This is a genomic window from Bacillus cereus group sp. RP29 (assembly GCF_040459765.1).
Taxonomy (GTDB): Bacteria; Bacillota; Bacilli; order Bacillales; family Bacillaceae_G; genus Bacillus_A; species Bacillus_A paranthracis.
The window spans coordinates 2447177-2461274 of sequence record NZ_JARVHN010000001.1; the positions used below are offsets into that span (position 1 = coordinate 2447177).

Consider the following 14098-nt stretch of genomic DNA (forward strand, 5'->3'; position numbering starts at 1 on the left):
GCTGAAGGGCTGCGTATTGAAGATAAATATTTGGATTTTCAATTGACTATTAATGTTCATGATAAGCCTATAAATGGTGACTTACAGTATTTATTTTTAGAATGTGATGAAAAAAGTAGAAAATATACATCTTTTTAAGAGGTTTAGAAGGTAGGGACAATTAACTATGAAAATTTATTATTGTGACGAGTGGTCAGATATTAGAAAGAAACCTTGGAATATGATTGATGAGTGTAAAGCATATTTGTGTCATCAAAATAACGAACCATATACGGCCGTGTTAACTGAAGGTGAAAGGATTAAGTATCTTATAAATGTTACAAAAGATTGGATTTCAGTTGGGTTTTATGATGAATTAGTTCGTAAGTATTTAAATTATGATTTTGAAGTTATAAATGATAATAGAATTTTCTTAAGAACAGCTATGTATTGGGAATATAATGATACGAATGAAAAAGAAAAAACTAGCATGATTTTCAATTTCCAAGAAAATGGTTATACAGTAATGGAAAAGGTGGATGTGAATAGAGGGTTAGTTGAGGAACGAGAGAATCATGATGATCTTGAAAATAAATGGGATGTGTTTCCTGATTTTGGTCATTATATTCATTTGTGCAGAGAGGAAAGATAATGTATTTATATAAGGTGTCAAATACCCAATATGAAAATTACGTGAGTTAAGCACTTCATTGTCAACAGAGGACAATAGGTGCTTTTTTTTTACGTGGAGTAAAGTAAAAATATAAGTTTGCTTGTTGCTCTGTTTCAACTTTGTTTCATATGTTATAATTTAGAAAGTCTATATTCTTAATTTTTAGAAAATTTAAAGGTGGTAGGTTAATATATGAGTACATTAAAGAAAATTACTAACAATATTTCGAAGGTTATTATAGGAAAAGATGAATCGATAGAACTGGCAGCTATAGCTCTTATAGCAAGAGGGCATATTTTATTAGAAGATGTACCGGGGACAGGAAAAACAACATTAGCGAAAAGTTTGGCTAAAAGTGTGGACGCTAAATTTCAAAGAATTCAATTCACAGCGGATACTTTGCCTGGAGATGTTATTGGCCTTGAATATTTTGATGTAAAGGAATCGGAATTTAAAACGAGGTTAGGTCCTATTTTTGCAAATATAGTATTAGTGGATGAAATTAATCGGGCTGTACCGAGAACACAATCTTCGTTATTAGAAGTGATGGAAGAACGTACTGTTACAATTGCGAAACAGACACATTTATTACCAGAACCTTTTTTAGTAATTGCAACGCAAAATCCTCTTGAATCGGCCGGTACATTTCCTTTACCTGATGCTCAGTTAGACCGGTTTTTACTCACAATACGTCAAGGTTATCCTACGAGAGAAGCTGAAAAGGAAATGATGAATCGGTTTCAAATGAATGATCCGTTAGAAACGTTACATTCTATTATTTCAAGTGAAGAAATTATTACGATGCAAAAGCGTGCAAGAGAAGTGTTAGTAGGGAATGATGTGCAAGATTATCTTCTTGAAATTATTGAAGCAACTCGTAAGCATGAGCTAATTGAAATTGGTGTAAGCCCACGGGGAACGTTGGCATTTATGAGAGCGATTCAAGCACGGGCAATATTAAATGAAAGAGATTACTGTACGCCAGATGATATAAAACAACTTGCTGCTTCCATATGTGCTCATCGTTTAACGTTAACGATTGAGGGAGAGATGAAAACGACGAAAGAACAAATTATGAAAGAAATTCTTCATACGATTAATGTGCCAGTGGAGAATGTACGATGAATCAACACCTTGTGTATACACCTTTAGCGGAGCCTTTCGTAATGGGAGTTATGTCAGTTGTAGCCGTTATTTTATGCGTATTTTCAAGCAATCTACTGTTTTTATCTCTCGTATTTTTGTATGTAATTTTAATAGGTGCGATGCATGTATACATACGTAAAGTATCTCGTGTTGAATGGGAATATAGACAAGGGAATTCAAACGTTTTTATAGGTGAAACGAATATGTGCAAAATGAAAATTTCAAATAAGTCGATATTTCCTATTTTCAATATCGTATTTCGATTTAAATGTGAAAATAAGCTAATTTGGAATCATGATGAAATAAACAAAAATACGAATACAGGTTCAAATTATTATATGAATTTTAATTTAAAAGGAGGAGAGTCAGCTTCATTTTATTTACAAGCTGTAGCGTTAAAAAGAGGAATTGCGAAATGGGAAGAAGTTGAAATTGTTATTACGGATCCTTTTGGATTTATAACGAATCATATAACATATAAACAAGTCGATACGCCGTCCTATTTAGTTTTACCAGCTGTTCCAAAAATGCAAGCCCCTGAATTACAAGAATGGTCACGAGGATTTCGAAAAGCGATGTCTTCACCCTTATATGATGAAACGAAAGTAATGGGAGTGAAGTCTTATGAAAATGAAGATTTTCGTTCCATCCACTGGAGTGCAACAGCGAAAACAGGGACGATAACTGCGAAAAAGTATGAGCGAACGCAATCAGATAAATACGCGATTTATCTCAACTTGCAAAATAAAAGTGGCGTTTCATTGCGAAATGATATAGAAGAATTAATTGAATTAACAGCAGGCATATGTAAACAATTGCTCATGCAAAACTGTTCATTTGAAGTATGGATCAATAGTGTAAAAGATAACGGTTTACTACATATAAAAAACGGGGATAATCGGAAACATTTGCAAAATGTATTAAAAATACTTGCCTCAATATCGGATCAAGATACGCCTGTATCTTCTTCTTATTTTTACACAGCTGGATTTCGGCGAAAGGAACTGGATGCGGTTCCTTTAATCCTTGGTACTTCTCCAAAGAAATATAGTAGAACAAATAAATGGATTGTAATGAAAGAATAAGAAGGGGCTTATGTCATGGTGAATAAAGCGCGGCATATGAAAGTGAAGTTGTGGAGTGTAAGAGCTTTAATCATATTTTTCTTTGCGATTAGTGCAATAACGTTATCACAAGGTGTTGTGCATGTGCAAAGCATAGTAAAAGAACGTTTTTTTACTGAAAAGAAATCTGAAAAAGTTTATAAGGAAACTATAAACTATGGTGATACTGAAGATTACGGAACACCTATAGAAGAGAAAAAAGTAGGAGATAATGGTGAGAGAACGACAACGGGTAAAAAATTTAAAGGTTTTGAAAAGGAAAATTCATGGGGAGACGTATTTTCTGTGCTTTCAAATTCATGGATCAGTATAGTTTTTTATGTAATGATTGCAGGGGGAATTATATATTTTCTTTATAAATCCGTTAGGAAAAAGTTAACGAAACCAGAAATAGAACAGGAGAAAAAATCGGTAACAAAAGAAAATACGGTAAGAACCGAAAATAACAAGAAAGTCATTCATCAGTTAAAACAGCCATTACCGACAAATACGATAAGAAAAACGCTAGTTGAATGGGAAAGAACATTACCATTTCATGAACAGAGAAGATCCTATGAAACGATGCAACAGTGGTTAAAAAGAATTAGTAGAACGAGAAATATTACTTCGCTATATGAGTCTGTTCGTTATGGTGAAAAGACGTATACGGAGTTAGATGTGGAAAAAATAATGAAGTGGGTAGAGGGAGATGGGAAGGTGGATACGTAAATATTCACCTTTACTTTTTTGTAGAGAAGTTTGATTATCATGAATCATTTTCATATATATAACAGCCTTCAACTAAGAAAACGAAATTAACTGTAAATTAACTTTATTTACTTATACTTCATTACATGTTAACCTATACTTAATTTTTATAAATTATAATTAATTTTTAAGTTTTTTAAGGGTGTGAAAATGTAATGAAATCGGTATTAAAAAGCATACTTATTTCCTTTGTTTTTTCTGCAGTAAGTATGTGTTGGTTGCTGTTCTTATTATTCAAAGGGGACGGAGACTGGTTATTGTCTTGGGTAGGCGTATTCATGGCATATTTATCTTTGTATACTTTAATAGATTTATATTGTAAAAATACATACGATAAAAAAATAAGTAAATGGCTTATAAAAACAGCGGTGACTAGCTTTAGTTTTGCGGTATTAGGAATCTCATTTTGCATCATACACGAGCTATTAACACCATGGAGTCTCAGTTTAATGGTGTGGTATTGGCTGGTAATGTTAGTGTTATTTTTAACGACCATAATCTCATTAGTCAGTCTCGTATTTGTGAATCGTAAAAATCATAATTTCACCGGTGGATATAGAATACTTATACTTCTAAATGTACTGCTTACGTTAGGACCAGTATTATGGCCACTATTACTTTCTATTATTGGAAATGGAATGAATGCTAGTGCAGGCTGGTAAAAATGAATTTAGATTAGTTGTGTAAAGAATAGGATGAAAAGTTGATATAGAATTTTAAATGTTTATGAGAACATGTTTACATAAAAAATGAAAACATGTTCTCTTTTTATTTGCATGCATAACTCTTCCCCAGTTTACTTTATTTAAATTTAAACGTAAGTATTTCGTAAGGAATGGATAAGAAAAAAGACAGTTTTATCATATAGGATGAAAGTATAGCTTGAATCAATACGATATGAATAGGGGAGAGAAATCCTTATGAAAAAACGTAATTCAATGAAGTTAGCGAGTTTGACAGTTTTATTAGCGGGTACTACTCTATTTACACCTGGCTTCACTGTGAAAGCAGAGTCTACTCAAAGTATTTCGAATTCGTCAAAAGTACATGATCAAAAGAATCGGAATGGATGGAAACAAGTAATGCAGGAAACAATCAAAATTGGAGCACCAGGGGTATTAGCTAAGACATCTAATAAAGGAAAAATTAGTAGTTATACTGCTGGCGTAGCAGATTTAAGTACAAAGAAACCGGTGAAATCGGATTATCGCTTTCGGATTGGTAGTGTGACGAAAACTTTTACCGCCACGACTGTTCTTCAATTAGTAGGAGAAAATCGCGTACAACTGGACGATTCAATTGAAAAGTGGCTACCGGGTCTCATTCAAGGAAATGGGTATGATGGTAATCAAATTACGATACGTCAACTTTTGAAACATACGAGTGGTATCGCTGAATACTTAAAGTCAAAAGATGCTGACATAATGAATTCGAAAAAAACGTATACAGCAGAAGAAATAGTGAAAATAGGACTTGCGCTGCCTTCGGATTTTTCGCCAGGTAAAGGCTGGTCGTATTCAAACACAGGATACGTAATACTAGGAATGCTTATTGAAAAAATAACTGGTAATAGTTATGCGGAAGAAATCGAAAAGCGAATTATTGAACCTTTGGACTTGCCAAATACGTTTTTACCAGGTAATTCACCTGTCATCCCAGGAAAGAATCATGCTCGTGGATATGTGAAAATGGAAGAAACAGGCGAGTTGAAAGACATTACGTATTATAATCCGAGTTTAGCTAATGCAGCTGGAGACATGATTTCTAATGCGGATGATTTAAACAAGTTCTTTTCATCTTTACTCGGTGGTAAGTTACTGAAGGAACGCGAGCTAAAAGAAATGCTTACTACAGTTCCTATAGAAGGAAAAGGGATTGGTGATGGATATGGTCTTGGAATCTATGAGACTAAACTTCCAAATGGTGTCTCAGTATGGGGGCACGGAGGATCAATTCCTGGGTTTATGACTTTTGCTGGTGGAGTAATTGGTGGTAAACATACATTGGCTGTCAGTATTAACTCTTTAGATGAGGTCGATATTGTTTCGCAGTTTAATAAAATGATGCAAATTGAATTTAATAAATAACAGATAAAAAGAGTTCTACTATAGAGGTATATAAGGACTTGTATGTGATTTAATCGTTATTAAAATATAGTCTTAAAAAATCCCGAATCATGAGCAATTTACTTCCCATGATTCGGGGTTTTTATGTGCTGTTACAAGAAAAGTAATGATGGATTTAAATTTTTTCATTTTACTATAAATCTATTATATTTATTTGATATTTCTTATTTATAGTGACTTTTACATTTTTAAAATATTGCAACATACAAAGGTAAGTAGTTCTAGATTTCGGAGTTAATAATAAGTAAATTCTGTTTTTTGTTGAAAAATATTTAAATGTATTTCCGTAATTTACATAATAAGGTACTTTTATCGTATGAATTAATAACAAATAGAATTAAGTATACAAAAATAGATAATTATGATTTGTGCCCAAATGATTGACTATTATGAAATTAGTGATTAATATAGGTTTTATATTTTGGTTCCATTTGCATTACAAATATGTATTTTATTTCAAGTTTAAATTGTGTCTTAAACTATAATTGAATATATTGTGAAAAAGAATGGGGAGCGGGAACAGCAATAGAAAAGGCTATCTTTTCAAATTTTGTAATGAAATCAAAGGGAGGATAAATATGTATAAACAAGTAGTAGAACTTTTAGAAGAAGCGGCTATATCGTATAAATAATATACATATGAGCTAATATTAGATTATGAAACAGATAGAAAAATTAGAGAAAGGTTTAAATGTCCTATTACGGGGGTGAAGAGAAATGATTAGCATGATATTCAGTTATATATTATTAGGGATTTCATTGTCTGCACCAGTCGGTCCGATTAATGTTGCTCAAATAAATAAAGGAATAAAAAATGGTTTTTTGAGTGCATGGTTAGTAGGAGTTGGAGCAATGTCAGCAGATGTTGTAATGATGTTTTTAATTTACTTTGGTATTTCGACTTATTTAACAACTCCAGTTGCCCAGCTCTGCATTTGGATTTTTGGTTTTGTAACGATGATTTATTTAGGCTATGAAAGCATGAAAGAAGCTACTAAACAAGTTCAATATATTTCATCAGGTGAAAAAGAACATCCTTTAAAATCTTTTCTATCGGGGTTTGCTATCGCAATTTCTAATCCATTAAATATTATTTTTTGGATAGGGATATACGGATCAGTTCTAACTAGTGCTATGAATACTATTGGAAAAGAACAAGCTTTATGGTATAGTGCAGCCATTTTTGCTGGGATTATGCTTTGGGATATATTTATGGCTACATCTATTCATTTTGGTAGAAGATTTATTAATCATACAGTAATGAAATGGATTTCTATAGTAGCAGGAATTGTTTTAATTATGTTTGGAATATATTTTGGCTATGAGGCAGTAAGAGGGATTGATAGACTATTATGAAATAATTGATAATTAGAGTCGATAGTTATTTTTTAGAACTTTATTCATAGCGAACCTTTTGGTTTTTGAATTTGTTAATTGATAAGTATAGGTTAATTCCTTATAGTAAAAGACTTATAGAATCATTCTATAAGTCTTTTTATTGCTGTATAGAAAAATATATAGGCACATTCTCTTCTCACAAAGAGAAATAAAATTCTTAACAAGAACGATAAAATAAATATATAAGCAGTAAAGCAAATTTCAATAAAAGTAGCTTGTTTGCATTTGAAAAATCTAGAATGTTTTTAATTGCTATGAATTACTTTCACAACTTTTGTGGGCACTCCTGCAACGACAATGTTTGCAGGTGCATCCTTTGTAACAACTGCACCTGCAGCAATAACTGAATTGTTTCCAAGTGTCACACCAGGAAGTATGGTTGCACTAGACCCGATCCATACATTTTCACCAATTGTAACAGGGGAGGCGTATGTCGTGTTTCTTGTTTCTAAAGTTAGCCCGTGATTAAGTGTGGCAATTGTAGCATTCATACCGATTATACAATTGTCTCCTATTTGAATCCCATCTCTATCTTGAAAAGAACATCCATTGTTAAAAAATACGTTTTTGCCCTTACAAAATATTCATTATTCTTTCAAAGGTTCCAGTAAAACAACTTCACAGAAATGTTCATGTTCAAATGAGGAAGAAGTGAACAATAAAATGATTTATATTCTGAAAATTGTAATTTTTATGATTGTTAAATATAATAGTGATATATATTGAGTGGACTTAAATAGAAAATAGTTTAGTTAATTAATTATTTTTCGTCTTAACTAATATGGCATTGGAGTGAAATACATTGGGACAAAATCAGTTCAGATGGAGTAACGAGCAATTACGAGAACATGTTGAAATAATAGACGGTACAAGAAGTCCTCATAAATTATTAAAGAACGCAACATACTTAAATTCCTATATACGTGAATGGATGGAAGCAAATATTTGGATCTATGATGACAGAATTATATATGTAGGAGAAAAACTACCAGAGCAACTACATGAATGTGAAGTTATTGATTGTGATGGAAAGTATGTCGTTCCTAGTTACATAGAACCGCATGCACATCCATATCAATTATATAATCCAGAGACGTTAGCGAATCATGCGATGCAATTTGGGACAACAACTTTTATTAATGATAATTTAACTCTATTTTTCACATTAAAGCGTGAGGAATCATTTCATTTATTAGATAAATTTAAAAAGCTTCCAGCTAGTATGTATTGGTGGTGCCGTTTTGATGGACAAACTGAATTGCAAAATGGGCAATCTTTATTTAATAGTGAAGAAATAATAGAATGGCTACAGCATGAAGCAGTTCTTCAAGGAGGAGAGCTAACAGCATGGCCAAAATTATTACATGGCGATGATGAAATGCTAACTTGGGTGCAGGAAACAAAGCGATTACAGAAAAAAGTAGAAGGACATTTCCCAGGAGCATCTGAAGCAACGTTAGTAAAATTAAAACTGTTAGGTACAGACTGTGATCATGAAGCAATGACGGGGCAAGAAGTGTTAACTCGTCTTATGCAAGGTTACACTGTTTCTCTTCGAAACTCTTCCATCCGACCAGATTTAGAAGTTTTATTAAAAGAACTACTGGAATTAGGTGTGAAGCAATTTGATAGATTCTTTTTCACAACAGATGGTTCTCATCCGTCCTTTTATGAAAACGGAATGACGAATGTAATGATTACTACTGCTATAAAGCAAGGTGTTCCAGTAATAGATGCATATCATATGGCAAGTTATAATATTGCTCGTTATTATAATATGGAGCATATACATGGTTCGATTGGGACAGGGAGAATTGCAAATATCAATATTTTAGAAAGTAAAGAAAACCCAGTACCAGCGAGCGTTATTGCAAAGGGGAAATGGGTGAAGCGTGACGGTGTAAATACGCATGAAGCATTACATATAGACTGGGGTAAATGTAAAGTAACTCCATTATCATTAGATTGGTCCATAGAAAAAGAGGATATGATTTTCTCTAATAAAACGGGTATACACTTATTAAATAACGTTATTACAAAACCATATACTAGTAAAATCAACATAGAATGTAATGAATTGTCCACAGATCATGATGAATGTTTCCTTATGATGATTGCTCGTGATGGCAGTTGGCGAGTGAATACAGTTGTGAAAGGTTTTGCGAAAGAACTAGGTGGGCTTGCTAGCTCTTATTCTGGTACAGGTGACATCATTCTTATCGGAAAAAGAAAAGAAGATATGCTTATAGCTTTTCATAGAGTAAAAGAGCTTGGCGGGGGAATGGTAATAGCTGAGAAGAATGAAGTATTACATGAAATCGCATTACCATTGCTCGGAATTATGTCTAATTTAAAAATGAGTGAATTAATACAGGAAGAGAAACAGATGGTGAAATTACTACAAGAGCGTGGCTACGCGTATGATGATCCAGCATTTACAATTTTATTCTTTTCTGCGACGCACTTGCCTTTTATACGGGTAACGCCTATAGGGCTATATGATGTGAAAAGTGGAAAGGTAGTTGCTTCGCCGGTGAATTTGATAAAGTAATATTAGAAAGAACTCCTCCGCTACAGTAGTTATGTAAAGTGGGGGAGTTTTATATTTTAGATGTATTGTTATAAATAGGGTTACATATAAATAACCTCAAAAATAACCTTAAACGAGAACAAATAGATAAATTAGGAAAATATATTTTTAAAACACACTTGACGCATAGGAATTAATGGATTAATATGTGGATATTACTTATTTTACCACTCATTATTTTAATGCTAAAACAAATTGAATAGCTGATTGGATAACCAAAGGCACGTATACATTTCATAATTTTGAAATGTGTTCGTGCCTTTTTGTATTATTCATAGAGCAAGGAGCGGAGGAGATATGAATAAAACGATGCCAACATTAATCGAAGAAACAGATTGGTTGTTTCGTAAAATGGTCCGTAAGTTTGTAAAGGAACGTGACAAAATTAAGATTGAAGGTATTATGTTGCCGGGCATCTTAATATTAAACAAAATTATTCGAGATGGTGAGCAGCGTCTAACTGATTTAGCAGAAGAACTGGATTTTACATCAGGAGCGATTACGGCATTATGCGATAAGTTAGAAGAAAGAGGCTTGGCTATTCGGAAACGTCATCAGGAAGATAGACGAATCACTTTACTTGATATTACTGAAGATGGCCTGAAATTTATAAAGCGAAATAATAAAATAAGAACAAGTTTTATGTCTGTTTTATTCGATGGATTTTCAACAGAAGAATTACAAGTGCAGACCGAAATTTTTAAACGCTTAGCCCATAATTTAGAACACCTTTCGGATACAATTATGAAACTAAGCAATGAGAATACAGAGGAATAACAAAGAATACTATTACTCTAGTTATTTGGGTCTGAAAATTCAAATTGTTAAAAGGTGACTTATTAATAATATGAATAGGAGTGGAAAGAATGGGACATCCAACAATTTATCCAACAGGGGCAACAGTATATAATCCCGGGAAAGCTTGGAGTGGTTATACAATTTATCAAGCTGCAGATCATGGTGCGTTATTAATTGATATGAATGGAAAGGAAGTACACTTATGGAAAGGACTGCGTGGATTTCCAAATAAGTTATTACCAGGCGGATATGTTTTTGGTCATACAGCACAAAGAAATCCTGAGTACGGTTTTCAAGATGAAGTAGATTTAGTTCAAGTAGATTGGGAAGGAAACATAGTCTGGAGATTTAACCGTCTGGAACACATTGAAGACCCAGGCCATGATCCGCAGTGGATGGCTAGAGCTCATCATGATTATCAGCGTGAGGGAAATCCCGTGGGTTACTATGCACCAGAATTAGAACCGAAAACAGATGGTGGAAATACGTTAATTTTAGCACACAAAAATGTACATAATCCGAATATATCCGATAAGCCGTTATTAGATGATGTCATTATTGAGGTAGATTGGGAAGGGAATATTATATGGGAGTGGGCTGTCAGTGATCATTTTGAAGAACTTGGATTTGATGAAAGTGCTAAAAATGTACTATTCCGTAATCCTAATATTAGATCCTTTGGTGGTAATTCGGATGGAGATTGGATGCATATAAATTCTATGTCTACAATTGGTCCGAATAAGTTTTATGACCAAGGAGATGAACGTTTTCATCCTGAAAATATTATTTGGGATGCTAGGGAGTCAAATATAATTGCCATTATTGACAAGAAGACAGGAAATATAGTTTGGAAACTCGGTCCTGATTATTCTAGCCCAGATGTTAAGCATTTAGGATGGATCATTGGACAACATCATGCACATATCATTCCGAAAGGATTGCCTGGAGAAGGGAATTTACTTGTATTTGATAATGGTGGTTGGGCAGGATATGGTCTTCCAAACCCTGCATCTCCATACGGTTCCAAAAATGCTGTTCGTGATCACTCGAGGATTCTAGAAATTAATCCAGTAACTTTAGAAATTGAGTGGCAATATACGCCAACTGAAGCTGGATATCAAGCTCCTTTAGATTCGTATCGATTTTACAGTCCATATATTAGTTCTGCCCAAAGGCTACCAAACGGAAATACATTGATTACAGAAGGAGCAGATGGTCGGATTTTTGAAGTTACTCGTGAGCATGAGCTTGTATGGGAATATATTTCACCTTATAAAAATAACAGAAACTCCAATATGGTTTACCGTGCGTATCGTGTACCGTATGAGTGGGTACCTCAACTAGAAAAACCAGAGGAGAAAGAAATTACTCCTCTTGATATAGCAGCATTTAGAGTCCCGAATGCTGCAGAAGCTGGTACGGAATCTGTTGTGACAGTCGAAGGAACAGTATCTTACGGCACCGGAGATTTCTGTGTAGCGACATTGGAAGAAATAAATAAAATACGAGATTAACGTTAGTAATTTAAAGTGTGGGGAGAGTCATTTCCCCCACTTATTAAAATGAACTTGATAGGTTTGTTATATGACAAAACGTTTCCATTTCTTTATTTGTAATAATTTAACGTAATATTTCGGTTAAACAAATCTTACTTCAAGCTTGAACAAATTGTTATGGAGGAATGATAAATGGTGAAACTAAAGCCTTTATTTTTAAGTTTATCAATGGTTACTAGTTTAGCTGTAGCAGGATGCTCAAACTTTTCAAAAGAAAGTGCGGGAACGACAAAAAGTAATGGGAAAGAAACGGCCGCGGTGAAAATGGCTATAGATACAGCTGCTGGCGGATCTTTTCAGTTTAGAGCTGCCGAGAAACAAGGCTATTTTGAGAAAAATAGTATTAAAGCTCAACTATCGAATTTTGCTTATGGAATTGATACAGTTAATGCGGTATTAACGGAACAAGCTGATACAGGTCTTGCTGCTGATTATGCGCTTTTAAATTCGTTAGGAAAAGGAGATATGGTCGTAATTTCAACACTTACGCGAGGAAATGAAAAATCATCAAAAGACAATGAGCTTCTAGTTAGAGAGGGGATTAAAACAGAAAATGATTTAAAAGGTAAAAAGTTAGGCGTACCTAAAGGGACTGTAACGGAGTATGTTTGGGCGAAATATTTGGCAGCGAAACATATTAATGAAAAGGATATTACCTTCGTTCCATATAGTACACCAGACGAAGCTATTGTAGGAATGAAAAATGGTGATATAGATGCTGTTTGGAGTTCTGGTGCATTAAAGGATAAATTTAAAAATATAAAAGGTGTAACAAAATTAGGTGATTTAGAAAGTGCAGGCGTTACAATTGACAGCTATTTACTAGCAAAAAGATCATTCGTCGAGAAGAATCCAAAAGCTGTTGAAAACACACTTAAGGCTTTATCTGAAGGTATTAAATATGTAGATAACAATAAAAAAGAAACCGCTAAGCTTGCTTTTGAGCAATTGAAACTACCAGAGAAAGATGCGTTAAAAGATATTGAAAGACAAAACTATGTTCTTGGATTTACAGAGGAGGACGCAAAACATTTAGAAGATATGAAAGTATGATTAGAAGAGAAAGGGAAACTGAAAGATAAATATGAATTGAAAGATAAAATTAATCTTGAAGCACTTAAAAAAGCTTTCCCTGAATCTGTTACTTATAAATAGAATAGGAGTGAAGTATGGTGAGTACAGTAAGTGAAAAAGAAGTATTGAAATCTCCTGTGGCCATTTCTATTTCTGGGTTATCTAAATCATTTAATAACGAACAATTTGTTTTAGAAGATGTAAATTTAACAATTGGGAATGGTGAATTTTTTATATTACTTGGCCCAAGCGGATGTGGAAAATCTACGTTATTAAGTATGCTTGCTGGATTTGTTGAAAAGACATCAGGGAAACTAATAGTCAATAATGAAGAGGTAATTAAGCCTGATAGAAATCGTGGCGTCGTATTTCAACAAGCAGACGCAGCGCTTTTTCCGTGGCTAACAATTAAAGAAAATATTGAATTTGGTTTAAAAATGAAAAAAATGATAAAGCAGACCCGAAATGATATATCCTCTCACTATATAAAACTTGTTGGACTAGATGGGCATGAAGGAAAATATCCAAGAGAACTTTCTGGAGGAATGAAACAAAGAGTTCAATTAGCACGTGTGTTAGCCAATGACTCGCAATTTTTATTAATGGATGAACCATTTGGAGCACTCGATGCAATGACTAGAAGAACAATGCAAATAGAGTTAATTCGAATTTGGAAAGAAACAAACAAAACGATTATTTTTGTCACTCATGATATTCAAGAAGCTCTATTACTTGGGCAAAGAATAGGGGTAATGTCTAAAGGACCTTCTTCAAAAATTGAAAAGATTTACGATATTCCACTACCGTATCCGAGAACATTTACAGATAAAGAATTTAATTACTATTATCAAATGATTCAATCACACTTTGATTGAAAGGAGGTCCAA

The 14098-nt window shown here is 33.5% G+C and carries 12 protein-coding genes and 1 pseudogene; 12 read left to right on the forward strand and 1 reads right to left on the reverse strand.

The genetic code is table 11. The features are described 5' to 3' along the window. Positions 1–166 precede the first annotated feature (166 nt). From QCI47_RS13030 to QCI47_RS13060, 7 genes are all read left to right on the forward strand, one after another. The gene (locus QCI47_RS13030; RefSeq protein ID WP_076868702.1) at positions 167–631 is read left to right on the forward strand and encodes a hypothetical protein; all 465 of its coding nucleotides are present in this window, start codon (positions 167–169) and stop codon (positions 629–631) included. Between the two features lie 213 nt (positions 632–844). Then, positions 845–1777: an AAA family ATPase gene (locus QCI47_RS13035; protein WP_240814247.1), complete on the forward strand. Its 933-nt coding sequence runs from the start codon at positions 845–847 to the stop codon at positions 1775–1777. Beyond that, on the forward strand, positions 1774–2883 hold the full coding sequence (locus tag QCI47_RS13040; protein WP_098671660.1) for a DUF58 domain-containing protein: 1110 nt from the start codon (positions 1774–1776) through the stop codon (positions 2881–2883). Before QCI47_RS13035 ends, QCI47_RS13040 begins: the two co-directional genes overlap by 4 nt. 15 nt (positions 2884–2898) lie before the next feature. Further along, on the forward strand, positions 2899–3630 hold the full coding sequence (locus QCI47_RS13045) for a hypothetical protein (RefSeq protein ID WP_076868698.1): 732 nt from the start codon (positions 2899–2901) through the stop codon (positions 3628–3630). Positions 3631–3824: 194 nt separating this feature from the next. Then, positions 3825–4331: a DUF3902 family protein gene (locus QCI47_RS13050; RefSeq protein ID WP_000843849.1), complete on the forward strand. Its 507-nt coding sequence runs from the start codon at positions 3825–3827 to the stop codon at positions 4329–4331. Between the two features lie 258 nt (positions 4332–4589). After that, a complete protein-coding gene (locus QCI47_RS13055; protein ID WP_353811815.1) occupies positions 4590–5756 on the forward strand; it encodes a serine hydrolase domain-containing protein in 1167 nt (388 codons plus the stop codon). Between the two features lie 756 nt (positions 5757–6512). Further along, a complete protein-coding gene (locus QCI47_RS13060) occupies positions 6513–7151 on the forward strand; it encodes a LysE family translocator (RefSeq protein WP_000624904.1) in 639 nt (212 codons plus the stop codon). A 287-nt stretch (positions 7152–7438) separates the two neighbouring features. Here QCI47_RS13060 and QCI47_RS13065 read toward each other — a convergent pair whose 3' ends face one another. Next, entirely contained in the window at positions 7439–7777 is a 339-nt protein-coding gene (locus QCI47_RS13065; RefSeq protein ID WP_109629746.1) for a DapH/DapD/GlmU-related protein, read from the reverse strand. Positions 7778–7995: 218 nt separating this feature from the next. Between QCI47_RS13065 and QCI47_RS13070 the strand changes: the two genes are divergently transcribed. From QCI47_RS13070 to QCI47_RS13090, 5 genes and pseudogenes are all read left to right on the forward strand, one after another. Beyond that, entirely contained in the window at positions 7996–9744 is a 1749-nt protein-coding gene (locus QCI47_RS13070) for an adenine deaminase C-terminal domain-containing protein (RefSeq protein ID WP_000531397.1), read from the forward strand. A 336-nt stretch (positions 9745–10080) separates the two neighbouring features. Beyond that, positions 10081–10560, forward strand: coding sequence for a MarR family winged helix-turn-helix transcriptional regulator (locus QCI47_RS13075; protein ID WP_076867641.1), 480 nt, complete (start codon positions 10081–10083; stop codon positions 10558–10560). An 89-nt stretch (positions 10561–10649) separates the two neighbouring features. Further along, complete coding sequence (locus tag QCI47_RS13080) at positions 10650–12095, forward strand: aryl-sulfate sulfotransferase (RefSeq protein ID WP_309423187.1); 1446 nt, start codon at positions 10650–10652, stop codon at positions 12093–12095. Between the two features lie 174 nt (positions 12096–12269). Further along, positions 12270–13292, forward strand: a pseudogene (locus QCI47_RS13085) (ABC transporter substrate-binding protein). Between the two features lie 14 nt (positions 13293–13306). Beyond that, positions 13307–14086, forward strand: coding sequence for an ABC transporter ATP-binding protein (locus QCI47_RS13090; RefSeq protein ID WP_000255349.1), 780 nt, complete (start codon positions 13307–13309; stop codon positions 14084–14086). The last annotated feature ends 12 nt before the right edge of the window (positions 14087–14098 follow it).